This window comes from Arthrobacter sp. Y3221048, assembly GCF_059092685.1.
Window position 1 is genome coordinate 158,774 of sequence record NZ_JBNHHX010000001.1, and the last position, 20,536, is coordinate 179,309.

Consider the following 20,536-nt stretch of genomic DNA (forward strand, 5'->3'; position numbering starts at 1 on the left):
CAGTCCCCGGGTGGTGCGGTTTGGTAAGGGAACGGCACCAAAACTGTCCATGTTTAACCGGATGCTTAAGTATCATGCCTAGTCAGACGCGGGCGGGTCGGGTGAAACATGGACAGTTATCGCTAAATATGGACAGCTGGGCGCTGGGGATGCACTCGCCGGGCTCCGCGCAGCCCTCCAACCCCGCGGATGCCCCGCAGACAGCCATCCGACGCCCGGACGACTACCCGGGCGGCCGCACACCCGCAGCACGCCGCGCACGCACGCAGCCCGGGGCCCATCGCCGGCCCGCGTTAGCCGGTGTTCCGCAGGCCCGCGGCGATGCCGTTGACGGTGATCAGCATGGCCCGCTGCAAGGCTTCATCCGGCTCCGACGTCCGGATGCGCCGCAGCAATTCCACCTGCATGTACGAGATCGGGTCCAGGTACTGGTCGCGGATGTGCAGCGAGCGCTGCAGCACCGGCTGGTTGTCGAGCAGTTCGTTTTCGCCGGTCAGCTTCCGGATTTCGGCCACGGTCAGCTCGAACTCGGCGCGGATGTCGTCGAACAGGTGCCGCAGCTGCGCAGGCACCAAGGTGGAGACGTAGTGCGCCGCGATCTCCAGATCGGTCTTGGCCAGCGTCATCTCCACGTTCGAGATGAAGGACTGGAAGTAGTGCCAGTTGCTGATCATCTCCCGCAGTTGCGGCTGCAGTCCGGCGGCCCGGGCGGCGCGCAGGCCGCTGCCCACGCCGTACCAGCCGGGAACGATCTGCCGCGACTGGGTCCAGCCGAACACCCAGGTGATGGCCCGCAACTTGCCGAGTCCCGGACCCGCAGTCGTGTCCGCGTCGGTCCGGTCGGCCGGCCGCGAACCGAACTTCACCGTGCTCAGCTGCTCCACCGGCGTCGATGTCCGGAAGTACTCCGGCAGGTCCGGATGCTCCACCAGCAGGCGGTAGCGCTCATAGGCCGCGCCGGAGATGACCTCCATCGCCGCATGGTACCGGCCGCGTTCGGCCTCCGAGGTCCGCGGCTCCTGGTGCAGCGCGGAGGCCTGCAGCACGGCCGCGAGCGCCAGTTCCAGGTTTTCCCGGGCCAGCTCCGGCAGGGTGTATTTGTCGGAAATGACTTCGCCCTGCTCGGTGAACTTGATCTCGCCGGCCAGCGCACCGTTGGGTTGGGCGAGGATCGCGTCGTAGGTGGGCCCGCCGCCGCGGCCGACCGACCCGCCGCGGCCATGGAAGAAGCGCAGCCGCACCCCGTGCCGGGCGGCCACGTCGCGCAGCACCAGCTGGGCCTTGTGGATTTCCCACTGGCTGGTGGCGACGCCGGCTTCCATGTTGGAGTCCGAATATCCGAACATGACCTCCTGCAGGTCGCCGCGCAGCCGCACGATCCGGCGGTACTGCGGGTCCGAGAGCAGGTCGTCCAGGATCTGCCCTCCGCTGCGCAGGGCCTCCACGCTTTCCAGCAGCGGTGCGAACCCGATCAGCGCCTTCGGCTCGGGCCCATCCAACGCCAGCAGTCCCGCCTCGCGCGCCAACACGGCGGCGGCCAGCACGTCGTCGGCGCCGCGTGCCCGGGACACAATGTAGGTCTCCACCGCATCCGGGCCGTACTGGCGCAGGGCCTCGGCGATCGCTCCGAACACCTCCAGCGTGCGCGCGCGCTTCTTTTTCAACGACGACGGCGGTGCCAGCGGTCCCGGCGAGAGCAGCAGCGAGGAAAGCAGTTGCTGCCGCGGACCGCGCGCCAGGTCAAGGTAGTCTTCCGGCGCAGCAGCGTCGGCCGCAGCGTCCGTGCCGCCCTCGGCTGTCGCCACACCCGCCGGTGCAGCGCCGTCCGCCGCCACACCCGCCGGTGCAGCGCCGTCCGCCGCCACACCCGCCGGTGCAGCGCCGTCCGCCGCTACACCAGCCGCCGCGCCACCGCCTGCCCCCAATCCGGCCTCAGCGCTCCCCGCCGGCCCCAAGTGCGCCGCCGCCTCACCACGCGCAGCCCCCAAGGCCGGCGTCGCCCCCGCCGGCGTTCGCGCGGCATCGCGGGCAGCCAGCAGCGCTGCGACCGCCTTGTGGTGCTTTCCAGCGTTGTCCCGGAAGTCCAGGGTGGCCAGGTGCAGTCCGATGGTGGAGACCGCCCGGCGCACCGCGGCCAGCGAACCGTCCGCCACCAGCGACGCGGTGTGGGCGCGCAGGGACTGCTCGATCGGCGCCAGGTCGGCCAGCACCTCCGCCGTCGAGCTGTAGTCCCGCCCGGGCTCGTGCGGGAGCCGGCGCTGGATCCGGGCACTGGTGTTGAGCAGCTTGGCCTTGATGCAGGTCAGCTTCAGGCGGTAGGGCTCGTTCGCGTTCAGCTCGCGCACCCGGGCGTCCAGGCCCGGCAGGTTCTCCAGGTCCCTGGCCACGGAGTCCAGCAGCTCGTCGCTGGCGGCCACGATCGTCGTCGAGTTCGAGAGCACCGCAATCAGGCTGTCCACAAAACCGATGTTGATCCGCACCGCGTGCTGGTTCTGCAGCTGGAAGACCTCATGCGTCACGTCCACGGTGACCAGCGGATTGCCGTCCCGGTCGCCGCCGATCCAGGACCCGAAACGCAGCGGCGCCCCGTCGGCGGGCAGTGTCACGCCATGTTCGGACAACAGTTCGGCCAGGTCCCCCATCAGCTCCGGCATGGTGTTGTTGAGGATGTTGCCCAGGTAGTAGACGGCGTTGCGCGCCTCATCCACCGGGCTGGGCCGCACGTGCCGCAGCTCGTCCGTCTGCCACATCTGGTCGATGATCTCGGCCAACCGCCGGTCCTGCCGCCGCCGCGCGGTGCTGCCCTCCGCCGTCGTAGTGGACAGCAGGTCGGAGATGGCACGCAGCTTGTCCAGCACGGTCCGCCGCGATGCCTCGGTGGGATGCGCGGTGAAGACGGGGCGGACGTCCAGCTGGTCGACGGCGCGCTGCAGCGCCTCGGGCCCCGCTTCCTCGGCTATCTGCGCCACGGTGCGCAGCAACTGCCCGTCTTCCTCCGGCCGGGCACGCAATTGGCGCACCCGGTGCACCTGTTCGGCGGCGTTGGCCAGATGGAAATAGAACGCAAAGGCCCGCACCAGGTCGGTGGCCTCGCCCACGTCCAACCCGGCGAGCAGTTCGCGGACCTGGTCGATCACCTCGCGGGCGGTCCACGGCCCGGTGGCCTCGCCCTCGCCGCGGGCCGCTTCCTTGGACTCCTTGGTCAGCAGCCGCACCTGCTCTACCAGGTCGAGCAGCTCCCGCCCATGCTGGCGCGCCAGCGATGCCCCCAGCAGCGTGCTCACCCGGCGCACGTCGGCGCGCAGGCTCGCGTCGAGGTCCCGGTCGCGGGCGGCGTGCGGCATGGGTGCGTCCTTTCGCGTCCTGCGGGCGGCTGCGGCGGGCGTGCCGTTCCCGGGGACTCCAAGCGTCGGCACGGTCCACCTCAAGCGTACGACGGCGGCGCCTCGCCTTTCGCCGACGGCGTCCGGGAGCCTCGGGTTGCCTGGGCGCCGTCGGTTACTTCGCCCGCCGCCCGGGACCCGCCGGTTGCTTCGCCCGCCTACCGCGCCGCCCGCCTGACGGGACCGCACGGTTACTTGGGCGCCGTCTTCACCCGACTACCGGACCGTTCGGTTACTTGGGCGCCATCCGGATCGCGCCGTCCAGCCGGATGGTTTCGCCGTTGAGCATCGAGTTGGCCACGATGTGCGCGGCCAGCTCCGCGTACTCGGCCGGCCGGCCCAGCCGGGACGGGTGCGGCACCTGCTGGCCCAGCGATTCCTGCGCCTGTTGCGGCAGCCCGGCCATCATCGGCGTCTCGAAGATGCCCGGCGCGATGGTGACCACCCGGATCAGCGAGCGCGCCAGTTCCCGCGCCAGCGGAAGCGTCATGGCCGCCACCCCGCCCTTGGACGCAGCGTAGGCGGGCTGGCCGATCTGGCCGTCGAAGGCCGCCACGGAGGCGGTGTTGATGATGACGCCGCGCTCCGGCCCGCCCAGTTCGGTTTCCACCGGTTCGGTGGCGGCCATGGCGGCGGCGGCCAGGCGGATCACGTTGAAGGTGCCCACCAGGTTGATCTGTACCACCTTGGCGAACGCTTCCAGCGGCAGCACCCCGTCGCGGCCCAGCACCTTGCCCGGCGTGGCGACGCCGGCACAGTTCACCACGATCCTCAGCGGGCCCAGCGCCGCGGCCTGCTCCACCGCCGCCTGCACCTGGCCCTCGTCGGTCACGTCCGCGGTGGCAAACACGGCCCGGTCCCGGAGCCCGGCGGCGAACTCTTCCCCCTTCGAGCCGGGCAGGTCCATCAGCACCACCGACGCTCCGGCAGCATGCAGCCGGCGGGCCGTCGCGGCTCCCAGCCCCGACGCTCCGCCCGTGATCAACGCTACGGTTCCGGCAACCTCCACTGAATCCTCCTCAGGGTCCTGAAAGTTTGTCACTACGGCCGTCGGCCTCCCGGCGGCACTGCACACCTCAGCCTAGTGTGGCCCGGCGCACACCCAGCGCACCGGCGGGCCGGTCGGGCAGATTCCCGGCCTGCGCCTCCCCCGCTCCGCCGCTAGGCTGGTCCACATGCCCACCCTGCCCGGCGGCGGCGGAGCCTTCCGCCCGCCCAACTCCGCCCTGGCGGCAGGACGCGCGGATGAGGCCGCCATCGCCGTCGTCCGCCTTTTCGGCCAGCGCTTGCTGGGCCTTCCGTTCACCGTGCTGGGCGCGGTCCGCCGACCCTCCCCCGGCCGATCCGGGCCGTGGCACTACTGGTGGCAGGCCCACTTCCTGGACTGCCTGGTGGATGCCGGGTGGCGGGAGCTGCGCCGGGACCAGCATTACGACGGCGGTGACGGGCCGAGCGCCGGCCGTCTCGCGGCGCGGCTGCTGCGCACGATCCGGTGGCGCAACGGTTTCCGCTTCCCCAACTCGTACTACGACGACATGGCCTGGCTGGCCCTGGCCGCGCAGCGGCTGGACACGCTGGCCGCCGAGGCGCACAAGCCCCGCTTCCGGAACAGGGCCGCCGCACGCCGCCTGCTGCCCGAGCTGGAATCGGCCCACACCCCGGACCTGGGCGGCGGCCTGTTCTGGAACACCGCCAGGGACTTCAAAAACACACCCGCCACGGCACCGGCGGCCCTGTATCTGGCCCGCGCGGGCGACCGGGAGCAGGCCGCCCGGCTCTTGGACTGGCTGGACGCCACCTTGTATGCGCCCGGGCAGCGGCTGTACCTCGACGGCGCCCGGGTCTCGGGCGGGCAGCCGGTCTTGGTGGACGACATCTACACCTACAACCAGGGGCCGGTGCTCGGGGCACTGCTGGAAACGGCCCGTGACGCCGATCTGGTACGGGCCGCCGAACTGGTGCACGGCATCGCGGCCGGTCTGGTCCAAGGGCCTTCGACGCCACCGGATGCAGCCCCGCACGGCGGCCCTGCCACCGCTGGCCCGGCCGCCGCGGTACAGGCGGACGCAGGCCAGGCCACCGCAGACCCTGCCGCCGCGGCCTCAGGGCCGGGCGGCCCCGGCGGCCAACTCGTCCTGCGCACGCACGGCGCCGGCGACGGCGGCCTGTTCACCGGGATCCTGGCCCGGTACCTGGCCCTGGCCGCCCGGTCCGACCGCCTGCCGGACCCGGCGCGCGAACTGGCCGCGCGGATGGTCTTGGATACCGCGCAAGGCTTTTGGGACGGGCGGGCCATCGAAAACCACCGCAACTGGGAGGTACTGGTCTTCTCCCCCGACCCCGCGGTTCCGGCCGCCGCGCCGGGCGGGCCCGGCGCCGGCGTCGAACTGTCCACCCAGCTGCAGGCCTGGATGACCCTGGAGGCCGCCGCCACGCTGGCCGAATGACGGGCGGCCGGGCCGCGCGTTCGGCCGGCCGTCAGGCCGGGGTCAGGACGGCTTCTTCTGCTGCGGATACGGCGCTTCATGCCGGGCCAGCATCTCCACGAAGCCGGCGATCTTGCGCTGCCGGCCGGCGTCGGTCTTCAGCTGGGCCAGCCGGTGGATCAGCGCAAAGCGGTTCTGCGACGTGAGCACCTCGAACATCGCCTGCGCTTCCGGGACGGCGGCGATCGCCGTGGCCAGGTCCTCGGGCACCTCGGCCGTGGCCGGCCCGGCGTAGGCCTTCTCCCAGCGGCCGTCGGCCTGCGCCGCGGCCACCGCCGCCCGGCCGGCCTCGTGCATCTTGCCGGCCTGCTCCAGCCGCTCGATGTACCCGACGTTCCGCAGCGACCAGATGCTGCGCTTCGTCCGTGGGGTGAAGCGTTGGAAAGAGCTTTCCGCGTCGCGCCGCCTGGCCTGCCCGTCAATCCAGCCAAAACACAACGCCTCGTCCAGCGCAGCAGCATAATCGAGGGCGGTCACCGTGCCGCCCTTCTTGCGCAGGATCAGCCACACGCCGGCCGACGAGGCGTGGTTTTCCTCCAGCCAGGCCCGCCACGCGGCGGCGTCTGGGACCAGCAACTCCGGAAGCTCAGCAGGCATGCCCTTATGGCAGCACGGCAGCGCCGCGTCGTCCAGTAGTTTTTTGGTATCGTCGCGTGCCGACCCAAAGGAGAACTCAGATGCTGCGCGTCCGCCCCGTGTTGACCACCTCCCGCATCGGTCCGTGGCAGGACCTGCTGACCGCCGCAGGGCTGGCCTGCGTGGCCGACCACGGTGGTGCCCGGCTGGAGTTCGACGCCGGCTCGGGGCGGCTGGACCTGTGCCCGGCCGATGCCGGTGACGCCGCCGACGGCCGCGTGGAACTGGGCTTCGAAGTCCGTGACCTGGACGAGTTTGTCCGCCGCACCGTGGCCGACGGCACGCGGGCGGAGATCGAGGAGGGCGCCCACGGCCGGGCCGGGCGGATCACCGCACCCTCGGGCCTCAGCTTCCTGGCAAAGGCAGCCGCGCCGTCGTCCGGGCCCATTGCCGGGCAAAACCCGCCGGATCCGGCGCTGTCCGTCATGCCGGTCTGGGTGACGCCGGACGTGCGGGGTGCCGCGGCCACACTCCGCGGGATCGGCGCGCGTCCCCGCTTCGGCGGCGATGCCGGCGACCGGGCGGACTTCGCGGCGAAAAACGGCGGGCTGGTCGCGGTGCAGCACGGCGGGGCGGAGCAACTGGGGCTGGCTTTTGAGTACGACGACGACTTATCCGCCTTGCGGGAACGCCTCACCACGGCCGGTTTCGGCTGCTCCTTGGCGGACGAGGCCGGCCGGCACATCCTGCTGGTGGAGCATCCGGACGGCGCGAACCCTGCCGGCGGAGGCTGCCTGCGGTTCAGCGCCCCGCGAAACGACTCGGCCTGAAATTGCCCGCTGCCGCCGACGCATCGGTCCTGATGGGACCGGCGGTTCCGCGGTTCGGGCGGGTCCGGCCGTGGTTGCCCTCTAGTGGAATGGACGCGCCGTGGAAGGCGGCCGGCGTGACTGGCGTCGCAGCGGTGCGGTAGAACAAGTACATGAGCGTACGCACTCCCGACCCGTATCCCGGCTGGCTGTCCCACGAGGATCTCCACGAGGCGCGGCAACGCCTGCCGATGCTCTATGTAGAGGCAGTGCCGGTGCGGCTGGACTCGCTGGGGTACGTGACGGAGATCGGCCTGCTGCTGCAGGCTTCGGCCGAAGGCGAGATGGTGCGCACGTTCGTCTCGGGACGGGTGATGTACCGCGAGACGGTCCGTGCTGCGCTTTTGCGTCACTTGGAGAAGGACCTGGGGCCACTGGCCTTACCGCAGCTGCCGGCCAGCCCGGTGCCGTTTACGGTGGCGGAGTACTTCCCGTCGCCGTCGGAAACGGGGCTGACCGATGACCGGCAGCATGCCGTGGCCCTGGCCTACGTCATCCCGGTCACCGGGGAATGCAACCCGCGCCAGGATGCCCTGGAACTGAGCTGGATGACCCCGGAAGATGCGCTGAGCCAGGCGGTCCAGTCCGAATTCATCGGCGGCCGCGGCAACCTGCTGCGCCAGGCGCTGGCGCACGCGGGCTGGTGCCGCTGACCGCCGGTCCTGCCTGGGCGGGAACGGGTTGACCGCCGGCATCGGCGGGAACGGGTGGACCGTTGGCCTCGGCGAGGACGGGTGTACCGCCCGCCGCTACTTCGGCAGCATCCAGGCGTACATCTGGGCGGCCAGGTCCCGGGACTGCTCCCGGTGCTGGTCCTGGTAGCGCAGCCGCTTTAGCGGGACCGGCCGCTGGCTGCGGCGGTTGGCAAGATCCGTCAGGACCGTGCCCGCGGCCCGCAGCAGCACGGTCAGGCGGCTCCTGCTGCGGAACTGCTCGGGATGAACGGGGGCGTGCGTCGGCACTTCGCCAAGGCGGGCCTCCGGGGCAAGAATGATGCTCATGGCTGGATTCAGCTTTCACAAGAATGTAGGGCTGCTGTGCGTGAGGTACTTCGTCGCAAGAACTGACGAGGCACGGTTCCGGAAGGAACTTTTCGATATCTTGGACGCTATCGGCGATCGCGGTCATCTTCGGTCCTCGATCCCGAGCCGGACACCGATTTTTTTGGGCCCGCGGTATCCGATGCCGAAACCAACGCCGTGGCGCGCCATCCCTATTCCCACGATTCGAAGCGCGTGAGACTCCGCTCACAATCCATCGTTTCATCACGTCGGCACACTGGACACCGGGCCCCGCCTCCCCCCGGAAAGATAACGGATTCATATACTGTTCAGACGATCGCGAGCGTGACTAAGGATTTACCCATGACGGAACAGCAGGCCGAGACATACATCCACCATGTCAAGGCCGAGGCAGTAGCCGCCGGCTCCCGTTTTCTGACCCGTTCCGGCGAGCACTCGGCGCCGGTGGCAAGCACCGCCGTCGTACCCGACGATTTCGGCACACCGGCGCTGGTGGTGGCCACGCTGGAAGACGGCAGCAAGGTGCGCATCGCCCACGGTTCGCGCATCCGCGTCGCTTCCGCCCGCAGGCCCGCCCCGTTGCCCGGCGCGCTGGCACTGGCTGAATTGGAACTGATTCCGGCCGAGGAAGGTACTCCCGAGGCGGTGGTGGTGGAGGTGGCGCGCGCACACGCACGCAACGCCCGGGTTCAGGGGCTGGCCGCCCGCTTGAGCCGCGGCCTCAACACCAAGGCCGGCAGCCACCTGCAGGATGTGCGGGACCTGGCCCACACCCTGTTCGTGGAGCTGGACGACCGGGAACGCGCGCTCACGGTCTGCCGGCTGATCATCGACCAGCCCTTCGACGGGAACTTCGGCCGGTGGAAATGGATTGAGTCGGCGCTGGCCATGGCCGCCCACATGCTGCGGGAGTCCGACGACGAGGATGACCAGCACGAAGCCCTGCGGTTGGCCGAGGCGTTGCGCACCCCGGACGACTCGGACGAGGACCCCTTCCGCGCGAAGGTCAACGCGGAGGTCCGCCAGCGCCAGCTGAACGAGCCGAACCTCTACGACAAGGAGATCCACCGCGCCATGGCCGCCGCCGACCGCGACGTGGAGCGGGAGTGGCGCGAACTTCGATTGAGCTCGTTGTTGTACCTGCGCGCGCACGGCGGATCCGAGACCCTGGAGCCGGTCGAATTGGACCGCCGGATCAGCAACGAACTGGTGGCGATCCGCGCGCTGGACGCCCAGCAGCGTAACTCCTAGGTACGTAGGGCCACACTCTGGCCACCCCTGCGGCCCGCGGGTAAAGTCGGCCGCATGACGGATAGCGGCGTTGGACCGGCGACCGGTCCCCTGAGCGTCCACATCAATGCGGACGCCCGCCAGGTCTGGGTCATGCTGCGTGAGCCCAAGTCCATCGCGCAATGGCACGGCTGGGACATGAAAGGTCTCGACGAGGAGATCCGCGAGATCTACTTCACCGGTGCCACCGAATCCGAAGACCACAAACGGCTCACCCTGAGCAACGGCGATGCCTTCATCCTGGATCCGGTGGGCGACGGCGTGCGGCTCACCCTCGAGCGCGGCCGGGAGTCCAGCGAGAAGTCCGACGAATGGTGGGAGGACGTCACCGAAGGCTGGCTGACCTTCCTGCAGCAGCTGCGGTTCGCGCTGGAGCGGCACCCCAACGACTCCCGCCAGACCACCTACCTCGGCGCGGACTCGCTGCCGCCCGACGGCCTGCTCGCCAGCCTGGGACTCGACAACCTGCCGGAGCCGGACGAGCCGTACTCCACGACGCTGGCCACCGGCGAGACTTTGTCCGGCAAGGTGTGGTTCCGGTCGGAACGCCAGCTCGGACTGACCGTGGATTCCTACGCCGACCATGGCGGCGGCCTCCTGATTGTTGCGACGACGCCGCCGCATCCGGAGGGCCGGCCCGAGGGCGGCTGCCAGGTGCTGATCAGTTGTTACGGCCTGGGTGCCCGGCGGCTCGCGGAGATCCGGGATGCCTGGGAGAGCTGGCGCAGCGCCACGCTGCCCGGCGCCGACCCGCTGGTGCCCGGCAGCACCGCGGGGCCCGGCGGCGAGTAAACCACCCCGCACCCGGCCGGACGGCGGCCGGGCGAACCGGTCATCCCTCGCCGCGGTGCTTGCGCTGGAAGCGCCGCCGGTTCTTCATGCGCACGGTGCGCTGGTGCATCAGGTACACCAGGCTCAGCCCGACCAGCGCACCGATCGCGGTCTGCAAGGCCCGGTCCACCATCAGCTCCTGCGGATCCGTGGGGGCAGCGAGCTCGGTCATGATCAGGGCCAGCGGCGTGATGAAGATCAGCGCGAGGGCATAGTGGCGCAGCACGAACATCTCGGCCGCGAACTGCAGCACCATCACCATCAGCACCAGCACCCACGGCGCCGGGCTCGGGGCCAGCAGCACCCCGGCTACCCCCACGCCCGCAAAGGTGCCCAGGATGCGGTGCACGCCCTTGTTCACCCGCTGGGCCAGGCTGGGGCCGGCGATCGGGGCCACCGCGGCCACCATCGCCCAGTAGTTGTGCCCCAGCCCCACGATGGTGGCGAGGGTCCCGGCCGCCAACACCGCCACGGCATTCGCGGCGGCCTCCACCCCGAATTCCCGCCAGTGTTCGGCCGTCAGTTCCCGTTTCGGCGGCGGCGCCATGGAAGTCCGCCAGGACGGCACCAACCGGCTGCTGATCCCGATCAGCATGGCAAGCACCACGCTCACCAGTCCGGTCAGCACGGCCTGCCACAACGGCGCCGTCAGCGGAATCGAGCCGATGGCGGCATAACCGAAGGTGAAGAAGATGACCCCGGCCGGCCGCAGCCGGAAGTAGTTGACTGCCAGGGACCACAGCCCGGCCACCACGGTGGTGCCGAACACGATCCCCCAGGGCCCGGGGTCGGCCCGGGCAGTGAGCGCGCCGAGGAACATGACCAACAGGATCAGGACGCCGAACTGGCCTTGATGCCGCAGCCTGGAGCCGTGTGCTTCGCCGCGGCCGTAGATCCCCGTGAAGGCGCCGAAGGCGGCGAAAACCATGAGGTCGAACCGGCCGAACGCCAGCAGGGCAAACAGCGGCAGGCCCACGCTGAGACCGCAACGCGTGGCCACGATATGGTCCTGGCGTGCCGGGCCCACTCGGAAGAACTCGCGCACGTGCTGCTTCAGCATTGTGTCCGCCCTTCGGTTGCCCACTGTATCTACGTTGCAGCAAGGCATCTTCTCAAGCCTAGGGTGCTTGCCCGAAGCAACCGTCATCCTGTGGGAGACCCGACATACCGGTGTTCGCCCGGCCACACGGTCTGCCGAGGATCCAGCGCGGACGGCGGCGGGGGCTCGGTGCAGCCATGCCGCCGCCCGGCACGCAGCGCCCCGGAGTCCGGCGGCACCGCTCCGGAGTCCGTCCGCCGCCCGGCGGAGTCCGGCGGCAGCGCACCGGAGTCCCGCGGCAGCGCCCCGGAGTCCGTCCGCCGCCCGGTAAGGCAAAATGGTGGGGTGCCCCAGTCTGATTTTTCCTTCCGCGTCGGCAGCCGCCTGGCCGACACCGCCCGCCCCTCCCCCGCCCAAGTGGAGGACAACGGGGGCGGGTTCCAGGGCCGCACCGGAACCATCACCACCCCGCACGGGGAGATACAGACTCCGGCCTTCATCGCCGTCGGCACCAAAGCAACGGTCAAGGCCGTGCTTCCCGAGTCGATGAAGGAGCTCGGCGCCCAGGCGCTGCTGGCCAACGCGTACCACCTGTACCTGCAGCCCGGGGCGGCGGTGCTCGATGCGGCCGGCGGGCTGGGCAGGTTCATGAATTGGGACGGACCCACCTTCACCGATTCCGGCGGCTTCCAAGTGATGAGCCTTGGCTCCGGGTTCAAGAAAGTCATCAGCATGGACGCGGCCGCGGCAGGCAGCGGCTCCGACGACCGGGTGGCACCGGGCAAGGAACGCCTGGCCCATGTGGACGACGACGGCGTCTGGTTTAAGTCACATCTTAACGGCGACAAGCACCGCTTCACGCCGGAAATCTCCATGCAGGTGCAGCACCAGCTGGGGGCCGACATCATGTTCGCCTTCGACGAGCTGACCACGCTGATGAACTCGCGCGGTTACCAGGAGGAGTCGCTGGAACGCACGCGGCGGTGGGCCGAGCGGTGCGTCACCGAGCACGAGCGGCTCACCGAGGAACGCTCCCACCGGCCCTACCAGGCGCTCTTCGGCGTGATTCAGGGGGCCCAGTACGAAGACCTGCGGCGCAAGGCCTGCCGCGACCTCGGAGCGATGAACTTCGACGGCTTCGGCATCGGCGGCGCGCTGGAGAAGGAGAACCTGGGCACGATCGTCCGCTGGTGCACCGAGGAGCTGCCCGAGGACAAGCCCCGGCATCTGCTGGGCATTTCGGAACCAGACGACATCTTCACGGCGATCGAGAACGGTGCCGACACCTTCGATTGCGTCTCCCCCACCCGGGTGGCGCGCAACTCCGCGTTCTACACCCCCGACGGCCGCAAGAACCTGTCCAACCGGCGGTTCAAGTTGGACTTCGCGCCCTTGGTGGACGGCTGCGACTGCTACACCTGCGCGAACTACACGCGCGCCTACATCCACCACCTGTACAAGGCCAACGAGATGGTCAGCCACACCCTGATTTCCATCCACAACGAGCGCTTCACCGTGAAACTGGTCGACGATGCGCGGCTGGCCATCGACAGCGGTTCCTTCTTTGATTTCAAGGCCGAGGTACTGGGCCGCTACTACGCCTGATCTGCCCGGACTGGCCCGGGACAGTGCCCCGGGAGGCAGGGGCAGGCAGGCAGGGGCGGGGCAGTTCCCGGCACGCGGAAGGCCGCCGTCGTTTCCGTGAGAACGACGGCGGCCTTCCGCGTGTGGGCGCGTGCCGGTGTCAGGCAGCCAACGCCACGTCGGACAGCTCCGTGCTCGGAGCCAGGATCTTCAGCCGGCAGTCGGACTGCCCGGGATCGGCATGGGCGGGCAGCGTTCCGGCCTCCGCGCATTCTTGCAGGCATGCCAGGACTGCCCCGTCCACGGAGGCATTTTGCAGGTCAATGGTTATCTGAAGTCCCGCGGCCAGCGAGTTCGCCCGCTTGGCGAGTGAGTAGACGGCCAAAACGTTCCGCTCGTCGACGCGCCCGCGTACCTCGATGTGCGCGGCTGAACACTCCAAATCGACCCGGATCGTGACCTTGAGTTTGCCACTCATCGGGCCGCAGCCTTCGGCGCCGCGGAACTTCGCACTGAACCGGTGGAGGCACGGCGCCGACGACGGCCGGCCTTGCCCTCCAGGGCCCATGACTTGTGGAACCGGCTGCGCTGTTCCTGCGGTACCAGCCGGAGGAATACGGGATGGTTGAACACTTGCTGCCTGGCTTCCTGGCAGAACGGCAGCACCCGGAGCCGGCGGCGGTGCGCTTCAACGAGTGCCCGGCGGACCAATTCGCCGGCGAGGCCCAGCCCGCGGTGCCAGCGGTCTTCGTCAATCTGGAGGAGCCACATTTCGCCGTCTTGGATCTTGTACTGCAGCGACGCGGCCACTTCCCCGTCCACATAGGCGTCGAAGCGTGATGCGTCGTAGTTGTTGCGTATTACCTGCATGCCTCTCCTCACTTAGCGTCTCCAACCGGAGGTGCGGTCGGGACGCGACCGGCTCCCTGGCTGGGAACCTCAGACCCGGCGGTGCCGGACTGAACGGTAATCATGCTTACGATGTAAGCAAAGCATGCTTATTATCAATCTGCAAAGTGGCGCAGCTAAATCGCTCTACCGCAGACGCGATAGAGCACGTCGGCGGAAGCGCCGCGGCACGGTGGCCTAAGGGCTAAGTGCACGGCAGCGGAAGCGCCGCGGCAGCGAGGTGCAGACCCTGTGAGATATCAGGCCAGCTGACTGTCCAGGCGCTCAAGCAGCCAATCCAGCGAGGCTTCGAATTCCTGCTTGGCGCGGTCCTGGGAAAGCAGGCCCTGCAGTTTCTGCAGCAGCGGATAGTCGGTCAGGTCTGTTTGCCCGGGCGGCGGTGGCGTGCCCTCCTCGACCGGCCCTATATCGGCACCGAGCGCAGCCACCTCCAGCAGCAAGTGGCCAATGAGGAAACTGCTGAAGGCCCGGTAGGCCTCCACCGCCTGTTCATTGCTGAACCCCGCGCCGGTCATGGCCTTGAGGAACGATTCGACCCACTTCAGGCTGCGCAAGGGCGGCTGCACCCAGGGGGCCTCGGTGGGGCGCGTGGCAATCAGCGGGAACACCTGCGGATGCTGAACGGCAAGCCGGCGCAGTCCGTGGGCCAGCCGCAGCAGGTAGTCCTGCCACCCGTGGCGGGGTTCCACATACACTTCCGGGTCGCTGTACAGCTCGTCGACAACTATCTCCACGATGCCGTCAAGCAGATGCTCCCGCGACGGCACGTAGCGGTAGAGCGACATGGCCTCGACATCCAGCTCCGCACCGAGGCGCCGCATGCTCAATTGCCGGACCCCGTGCTGCTCGATGAACGCTGCGCCAGCCTCCAGGATTCGCTGTCGATCCAGTCGCTGCCTGTCGTGGCCGCCGTGGCCCGCTTCAGCCGCCGAAGATTGTTCGGGTTCGACCATTGACCGCTCCCTCCCTGCATTCGCGCCCCAGCCTACGCGCCGGGCTTCGCCCTGTCCTCCCGCCCGCCGGCCCGAGCCCCCTCAGCGGCCGGTTAATTCGGCACCGGACGTACGTGATTTTCCGCGGTAACCCGCGGTTTTGCCGCCGTTGGCCGAAGTATGAAAAGTTTTGGGCAGGAGACGCCAAAAAATCGACGGCGGGACTCGATTCCTTAGGCCTTACATTGTAAGCTGGGGCTTCCGGGGCCCCGGACTCCGCATCACCGATGCTGACATGCCCTGCGGGCGGGATTCGTCCCTCGGCAAGATAGGAAGTAGAGCAATGGATGAGCACTTGAAACAGGTCTGGACCGCCTCGGCCGCGGTAGAAACGCTGCAGGGCGAAATGGATCAGGCTGAGACGGTTCTGGACTCTGCGATCGACGAAGCGCTCAAGGCCGGGGCTGCCCCGGAGGAGATCGGCGGAGCAGCGAACTTGTCTCCGACGGAGCTCAGTGAACGCGTCCCGGCGCTCGCCGCCGAGGATCAGCCTGCGGAAGAAGACGGCGCACCCGTGTAGGACGGTTCGCGTTTCTTCACCCGCCCGATGACGGCGGAAGTGACGGGAACGAAGAGGAATTCCACCGCTGTCTTGTAGATGAAGCCGACGGCCACGTAGTTAACGAACGTGGGAACATCGCCGATGCCGATCACCGAGGCGGCGATGGAACAGAAAATCAGCGTGTCCGCGAATTCTCCGACACCGGTCGAACCCATCAGGCGCGCCCACAGCCGGCGTTCACCCCAGCGCTCCTTCATGCGCACCAGCACCCAGGAGTTCAGCGTCTGGCCCACGAGGAAGCCCAAAAGGCTGGCCAGCACGATCAGCGGCACCGGGCCGAGCGCACCTTCAAGAGCCTCTTGTTTCATCTGCCCGAACTCGTCGTCAAAGCCGGGCAGCGCGATGATCACCCAGTAGCACAGCGAGGCGAAGACCGACAGCGCGAAGGTGGTGAGGATGGCTTTCCGCGCCACCTTGAAGCCGTAGACCTCGCTGATCACGTCGCCCAGAATGTACGCCAGCGGGAACAGGAAAAATCCGCCGTCGGTGACGATGGGACCCAGCGCAACGCCCTTGGAAGCGCCGATGTTGGACAGGATCAGGACCACTGCCATGACGGCAAGCATGATGCCGAAGTAGGGGCTGCCGATCGAGGCAAAACGCGCAGGCGCGCGGGATTGCAGTTCAGTCATGATGGTGTTCACCCTCGTAGTAGTGGTTCGCGCAACGTTTCGCACCTCCCGGTGACCTGGTGAAACGTCCGCTGTATTAGCACTAGTGGTCCGTCTGCCACCCGGACCGCCAACCATTCTCCCATGCGCGCGGGAGCTTTCCTGCACGAGCATGTTCCCCCGGCGCATTCTCCCGCACCTGCGCCGCCCGGCTGCTCCACGGCCGCCGCCGTCCTATTCTGGCTGTATGAGCGAGGTGCCCGAACCCGACGACTTCGAGGACAACAACCCGCGCCACCGGGTGACGTTCGGGTTCGCGGCCTTCGTGGTCGGATTCCTCGTGGCCGTCTCCGTGTTCGCGCTGGGCGCCCTGCTGCTCACTCTGGCCGGTGGTCCGCTTAGCTGGCACCAATTCGCCTCGGCGGCACTCCTGGCGCTGGTCGTCGGGTTGTATGCCGGCGGCGTCGGGCTGGTCATCGGTGCGCCCATCGCCTTTGTGCTGGGCATGTTGCTCCGGCCGGTGGCCAACCAATGGCTGCACGTGCTGGCGTTCTTCGCGGTCATGACGGCGGCTTCGTTCCTGATCCTGGTCTCGCTCTCCAGCGGCGACCCGCTCGGCACGCTGGAACTGGCGGCACTGATCGGGTTGGCCGCGGCGATCGGCCGGTTCAGCGTGTGGCGGATGGTGGACATCCGCTGAGCCGGCGCGAACCCAAGGGCGTCCCCCCCTGCTCCCCTGTGCGTCCGCACGTTCGCCCGGCGGTGAGCGCCGCCGTCGTTATTAGGAGCCTGAGGGTGTGTCAGTGGAAAATAGCCGCATGTCTGTTTCCACTACCGAAACCAACCGGCCCGCCATCACGCTGACCATCGCCGGCTCCGAAGCCACCGGAGGCGCGGGAGCGCAGGCGGACCTGAAGACCTTCCAGGCTTTAGGCACCTACGGCATCACCGCCCTGACCTGCATTGTGTCCTTTAATCCCAAGGACAACTGGAACCACCGCTTCGTCCCGGTGGACGCCGGCGTCATCGCCGACCAGTTGGAGGCCATCCAAACCTGTTATGAAGGGTCGCTGAGGACGGTCAAGCTGGGCATGCTCGGCTCGCCCGCGACCATCGACACCGTCGCGGCCGCGCTGCAGAACCAGGAATGGGACAACATCGTGCTGGACCCGGTACTCATCTGCAAGGGGCAGGAACCCGGCCACGCGCTGGACACGGACCAGGCGCTCAAGGCGCAGGTGTTGCCGCTGGCCACCTTCGTCACCCCGAACCACTTCGAAGCCGAGTCCCTCTCCGGGATCACGATCAACGACGTCGAGGACCTGAAACAGGCCGCCAAAATCATCCACGAGGCCTCAGGCGCCGCGGTGCTGGCCAAGGGCGGCGTGCGCCTGGCCGGCCCGGACGCGGTGGACGTCTTCTACGACGGCGAGACGCTCGAAGTGCTGTCCGCGCCGAAGGTCGGCGAAGTGGCCGTCTCCGGGGCCGGCTGCTCGCTGGCCGCCGCGGTGACGGCCGAACTGGCCAAGGGCGCCACCCCGCTGCAGGCGGCCAAAACGGCGAAGGACTTCGTCACCGAGGGCATCAAGGCCCGGGTTTCCTCCAACGCCCCGTTCGACGCCCTCTGGCAGGGCGGCGCCGCGCTGTCCTGACCTGCGCCCCCCGGCGCGCGCCCGCTTCCGGGCCAGGTGGCCTTCTTAAACGCCGACGGCGGTGCCCTCCCCGGGAAGCTCGCAAGCCTCCGGTGGGTGGGCACCGCCGTCGTCAGCGGTTGACGGGATCAGACCGTCTGGACGGCGATCTCCGCGTCCAGGCGGGGCAGCCGCGGGAACCAGGGGTTCTCGCCCGGGGTGCCGACGTTGACCACCATGAACGTGCGGTGGGAGGTACCGGCGTTGAAGTCCTCGTCGATGCCGGCGGCGTCGAACGCGCCCATCGGGCCGGCGTGCAGGCCCACGGCGCGGACGGCCATGATGAAGTAGCCGGCCTGCAGCCACGCGTTGTTCTTGGCGACCTCTGCACGCATTTCGGCGTTGTCGTCGAACATTGCCTTGCGCTCGGGAGCGTGCGGGAAGAACGTCTCAAAGTGCTCGTGCCAGTCGGCGTCGTAGCTGAGCACGGCGACCATCGGAGCCGTCAGCGTCTTGGCGCGGTTGCCTTCCGCCATGCGGGCGCCCAGCTTTTCGCGGGCCTCGGCGGAGCGGACCCAGGTGATGCGCAGCGGCTGGTTGTTCATCATGGTCGGGCCCATCTTGGCCAGCTCATAGATGGCTGCGAGCTGCTCGTCCGAGACCGGCTCGGTGGAGAAGGTGTTCGCGGTGCGGGCTTCCAGGAACAGCTGGTTCGCGGCCTCGCGGTCCACGGACAGTTCGTTCTCCAGGCTGACGTCAACGGTTTCGACGCTCATGTGACTCCTTAGTTGAGGGATGGGTCTACAGGGTTGAACACCGCCTCTCCACGCCGGAATTTCCTGCCGGCCTGTGAGGTTCGTTACGCCCCGGTCCTCTGAGCCGCGGCACGGCGATGCGGACACGCCTGAATGGGGGCCGCCCGCGGGAGGGCCGCCCGCGGGAGGGCCGCCCGCGGGAGTGCATGCCCCGTTCCGTGCGGCCTTTGCATAGGCAAGAGCCCAGCCCGCCACTAGGGTGGAGCGAAACAGGAAGGCGGCATCCGTTGGTTAAGACCATGCAGGCCATGACCTACTCCCGTTACGGCGGACCGGAGGTTCTGGAGCAGTCAGAGGTTCCGCGGCCGAAGGTGGCACCGGGTTCCGTCCTCATCCGGGTCAAGGCAGCCAGCGTGAACCCGGTGGACTGGAAGGTGATGTCCGGCGGACTGGACTCGATGCTGGACGTGCACTTTCCGGTGATCCCGGGCTGGGACGTGGCCGGAGTCGTCGAGGAGGTGGGACCGGATACCCCCGAATTCACGCCCGGCGACGAAGTCTATGCCTACGGCCGCCGCGACACCGTCAGCGGCGGAACCTACGCGGAGCTCGTGGCGCTGCCGGTATCAATGGTGGCGCGCAAGCCGGAATCGCTGGGCTGGGAGCAGGCCGCCGGCCTGCCGCTTGCAGGGATGGTGGCACAACGGACCCTGGACGCCATGGCCCCCGCAACCGGCGAGACGCTCCTGATCCACAACGGTTCCGGCGGCGTCGGTCGGATTGCGATCCAGCTCGCCGTCGAGCGCGGCCTCCGGGTCATCGCCACCGCCTCGAAGCAACACCACCAACGGCTGCGGGACCTGGGGGCCGAGCCAGTGGAATACGGCGACGGGCTGGTGCACCGCGTGCGCGGGCTCGCCCCGCAGGGCGCGGACGCCGTCGCGGACTTCGTGGGAGGCGTCCTGGAGGAAACCTTGGCCGTGCTGCGCAACGGCGGACGGCACGCGTCGATCGCCGATCCGACCGAAGCCAAACGTGGCGGCCACTATATCTGGGTACGTCCGGACGGTGCCGAGCTCGCACGGCTGAGCGAACTGGCCGACGCCGGCAAGCTCACCGTGGACATCGACCGCACGTTTTCAATGGACCAGGCCGCGGACGCGATGCGCTACAGCCAGGAAGGCCACGCCTCCGGCAAGATCGTGCTGACACCGTTCGCGGGACACGCCGGCTAAGGCAAGGCCGGCTCAGGCAAGGCCGGATAAGGGGTCACGCCGCAGAAGGCAGCGCGGCCGCGACGCGACGGACGCATGGACCCTCACTGCCACGGGCCCGCCCCAGCGGTTAAGCTGCGGGCGGGCCCGTCGGCGCTGTCAGCCCTTCGGTGACGCCTGTCCCTTGGGCGCCAGCTCGGCCAGCAGTTCCTTGAGCCGCGCGTCGGTCAGGTACGTCATGCCGGTGAGGACGTCGGTGATCCGGCGTCGGTCCTCGGGCCGGAACCGCGTGCTGTCCAGCATGTCGGAGACCCACAGCCCGTCCATCGCCAGCCTGACGATGATCCCGATGATGCCAACGGGCTCGCGCGGGTCAAGATCCTGCCGGTCCAGCCGCTGGTTCAGGTAGACCAACGATTCGGCCAGGTTCGGTTGCCGTATCGCCGTGGACAGCAATGCCGTCTGGTTGCGGTCGTTGTTGGCCTGGGCGTCGGAAAACGCCGCGATGTAGGCGCGCTCCTCGGCGCCCAGCGGCTCCGGATCGGCGTCGGCACGCTCGCCCAGCTCGTGAACCAATTCCATGATGATCGCTTCGACGTCGCGCTCGACCTCGTCGATCGGCGCCCCAGGTTCGAACATGTTGCCCTCCCGTAGTTCCCGGCGGGTTTGCCGCCTTGGCCAGTCTATCCACCCCGGCGCGGCACTGCCGCCCCTCGGTTTGGTCCGCCGCTCCTGCCCGCTCCGCCCACATCGTAGTCAACTATTACGACGCCGGAGCCCGT

General features: G+C 68.8%; 21 protein-coding genes. 10 read left to right on the forward strand and 11 right to left on the reverse strand.

Features of this window, described 5'->3' with window-relative positions; all coding sequences use genetic code 11:
* Window positions 1–293 precede the first annotated feature (293 nt).
* Window positions 294–3,344: a phosphoenolpyruvate carboxylase gene (locus AC5RVS_RS00745; RefSeq protein ID WP_494106728.1), complete on the reverse strand. Its 3,051-nt coding sequence runs from the start codon at window positions 3,342–3,344 to the stop codon at window positions 294–296.
* Between the two features lie 271 nt (window positions 3,345–3,615).
* The gene (locus AC5RVS_RS00750; protein ID WP_493988768.1) at window positions 3,616–4,392 is read right to left on the reverse strand and encodes an SDR family NAD(P)-dependent oxidoreductase; all 777 of its coding nucleotides are present in this window, start codon (window positions 4,390–4,392) and stop codon (window positions 3,616–3,618) included.
* A gap of 166 nt (window positions 4,393–4,558) precedes the next feature.
* Between AC5RVS_RS00750 and AC5RVS_RS00755 the strand changes: the two genes are divergently transcribed.
* Window positions 4,559–5,830, forward strand: coding sequence for a glycoside hydrolase family 76 protein (locus tag AC5RVS_RS00755; protein WP_494106729.1), 1,272 nt, complete (start codon window positions 4,559–4,561; stop codon window positions 5,828–5,830).
* Window positions 5,831–5,872: 42 nt separating this feature from the next.
* Here AC5RVS_RS00755 and AC5RVS_RS00760 read toward each other — a convergent pair whose 3' ends face one another.
* Window positions 5,873–6,466 (reverse strand): YdeI/OmpD-associated family protein, encoded by a 594-nt coding sequence (locus AC5RVS_RS00760; RefSeq protein ID WP_493988766.1) that lies wholly within the window; start codon window positions 6,464–6,466, stop codon window positions 5,873–5,875.
* 80 nt (window positions 6,467–6,546) lie between these two features.
* Here AC5RVS_RS00760 and AC5RVS_RS00765 point away from each other — a divergent pair, with 80 nt between their 5' ends.
* On the forward strand, window positions 6,547–7,275 hold the full coding sequence (locus AC5RVS_RS00765; RefSeq protein WP_494106730.1) for a VOC family protein: 729 nt from the start codon (window positions 6,547–6,549) through the stop codon (window positions 7,273–7,275).
* Between the two features lie 152 nt (window positions 7,276–7,427).
* On the forward strand, window positions 7,428–7,967 hold the full coding sequence (locus AC5RVS_RS00770; RefSeq protein WP_493988764.1) for an NUDIX hydrolase family protein: 540 nt from the start codon (window positions 7,428–7,430) through the stop codon (window positions 7,965–7,967).
* A gap of 96 nt (window positions 7,968–8,063) precedes the next feature.
* On the opposite strand, the gene AC5RVS_RS00775 is transcribed toward AC5RVS_RS00770, so the two are convergent.
* The gene (locus tag AC5RVS_RS00775) at window positions 8,064–8,315 is read right to left on the reverse strand and encodes a hypothetical protein (RefSeq protein ID WP_493988763.1); all 252 of its coding nucleotides are present in this window, start codon (window positions 8,313–8,315) and stop codon (window positions 8,064–8,066) included.
* 363 nt (window positions 8,316–8,678) lie between these two features.
* Here AC5RVS_RS00775 and AC5RVS_RS00780 point away from each other — a divergent pair, with 363 nt between their 5' ends.
* Both AC5RVS_RS00780 and AC5RVS_RS00785 read left to right on the forward strand, forming a co-directional pair.
* Entirely contained in the window at window positions 8,679–9,587 is a 909-nt protein-coding gene (locus AC5RVS_RS00780) for a DUF6707 family protein (RefSeq protein WP_493988762.1), read from the forward strand.
* A 54-nt stretch (window positions 9,588–9,641) separates the two neighbouring features.
* Entirely contained in the window at window positions 9,642–10,418 is a 777-nt protein-coding gene (locus AC5RVS_RS00785; RefSeq protein ID WP_494106731.1) for an SRPBCC family protein, read from the forward strand.
* Between the two features lie 40 nt (window positions 10,419–10,458).
* On the opposite strand, the gene AC5RVS_RS00790 is transcribed toward AC5RVS_RS00785, so the two are convergent.
* Window positions 10,459–11,517 carry an FUSC family protein gene (locus AC5RVS_RS00790; protein WP_494106732.1) on the reverse strand — a complete coding sequence of 353 codons (1,059 nt, stop codon included), beginning with the start codon at window positions 11,515–11,517 and terminating at the stop codon, window positions 10,459–10,461.
* Between the two features lie 324 nt (window positions 11,518–11,841).
* Here AC5RVS_RS00790 and tgt point away from each other — a divergent pair, with 324 nt between their 5' ends.
* Window positions 11,842–13,101: a tRNA guanosine(34) transglycosylase Tgt gene (gene tgt, locus AC5RVS_RS00795; RefSeq protein WP_494106733.1), complete on the forward strand. Its 1,260-nt coding sequence runs from the start codon at window positions 11,842–11,844 to the stop codon at window positions 13,099–13,101.
* 139 nt (window positions 13,102–13,240) lie between these two features.
* On the opposite strand, the gene AC5RVS_RS00800 is transcribed toward tgt, so the two are convergent.
* The 3 genes from AC5RVS_RS00800 to AC5RVS_RS00810 form a co-directional block, all read right to left on the reverse strand.
* Window positions 13,241–13,558 (reverse strand): hypothetical protein, encoded by a 318-nt coding sequence (locus AC5RVS_RS00800; RefSeq protein WP_494106734.1) that lies wholly within the window; start codon window positions 13,556–13,558, stop codon window positions 13,241–13,243.
* Window positions 13,555–13,950, reverse strand: a complete 396-nt coding sequence (locus AC5RVS_RS00805; RefSeq protein WP_493988756.1) for a GNAT family N-acetyltransferase — start codon at window positions 13,948–13,950, stop codon at window positions 13,555–13,557. Before AC5RVS_RS00805 ends, AC5RVS_RS00800 begins: the two co-directional genes overlap by 4 nt.
* A 278-nt stretch (window positions 13,951–14,228) precedes the next feature.
* Window positions 14,229–14,942, reverse strand: a complete 714-nt coding sequence (locus tag AC5RVS_RS00810; protein WP_494106735.1) for a TetR/AcrR family transcriptional regulator — start codon at window positions 14,940–14,942, stop codon at window positions 14,229–14,231.
* Window positions 14,943–15,264: 322 nt separating this feature from the next.
* Here AC5RVS_RS00810 and AC5RVS_RS00815 point away from each other — a divergent pair, with 322 nt between their 5' ends.
* Window positions 15,265–15,501, forward strand: coding sequence for a hypothetical protein (locus tag AC5RVS_RS00815; RefSeq protein WP_493988754.1), 237 nt, complete (start codon window positions 15,265–15,267; stop codon window positions 15,499–15,501).
* Here the strand turns inward: AC5RVS_RS00815 and AC5RVS_RS00820 are convergent.
* Window positions 15,468–16,175 carry a queuosine precursor transporter gene (locus AC5RVS_RS00820; RefSeq protein ID WP_494106736.1) on the reverse strand — a complete coding sequence of 236 codons (708 nt, stop codon included), beginning with the start codon at window positions 16,173–16,175 and terminating at the stop codon, window positions 15,468–15,470. The two genes, AC5RVS_RS00815 and AC5RVS_RS00820, sit on opposite strands and share 34 nt — an antisense overlap.
* Before the next feature lie 226 nt (window positions 16,176–16,401).
* On the opposite strand from AC5RVS_RS00820, the gene AC5RVS_RS00825 reads away from it, so the two are divergent.
* Both AC5RVS_RS00825 and thiD read left to right on the forward strand, forming a co-directional pair.
* Window positions 16,402–16,854, forward strand: coding sequence for a hypothetical protein (locus AC5RVS_RS00825; protein WP_493988752.1), 453 nt, complete (start codon window positions 16,402–16,404; stop codon window positions 16,852–16,854).
* Between the two features lie 118 nt (window positions 16,855–16,972).
* Window positions 16,973–17,806: a bifunctional hydroxymethylpyrimidine kinase/phosphomethylpyrimidine kinase gene (gene thiD, locus AC5RVS_RS00830; RefSeq protein ID WP_493988749.1), complete on the forward strand. Its 834-nt coding sequence runs from the start codon at window positions 16,973–16,975 to the stop codon at window positions 17,804–17,806.
* 128 nt (window positions 17,807–17,934) lie between these two features.
* Here thiD and AC5RVS_RS00835 read toward each other — a convergent pair whose 3' ends face one another.
* Window positions 17,935–18,561, reverse strand: a complete 627-nt coding sequence (locus tag AC5RVS_RS00835; protein WP_493988748.1) for a malonic semialdehyde reductase — start codon at window positions 18,559–18,561, stop codon at window positions 17,935–17,937.
* A 278-nt stretch (window positions 18,562–18,839) separates the two neighbouring features.
* On the opposite strand from AC5RVS_RS00835, the gene AC5RVS_RS00840 reads away from it, so the two are divergent.
* On the forward strand, window positions 18,840–19,775 hold the full coding sequence (locus tag AC5RVS_RS00840) for an NADP-dependent oxidoreductase (RefSeq protein WP_493988916.1): 936 nt from the start codon (window positions 18,840–18,842) through the stop codon (window positions 19,773–19,775).
* A 138-nt stretch (window positions 19,776–19,913) separates the two neighbouring features.
* Here the strand turns inward: AC5RVS_RS00840 and AC5RVS_RS00845 are convergent, their stop codons facing one another.
* On the reverse strand, window positions 19,914–20,393 hold the full coding sequence (locus AC5RVS_RS00845; RefSeq protein ID WP_493988747.1) for a TetR family transcriptional regulator: 480 nt from the start codon (window positions 20,391–20,393) through the stop codon (window positions 19,914–19,916).
* Window positions 20,394–20,536 lie beyond the last annotated feature (143 nt).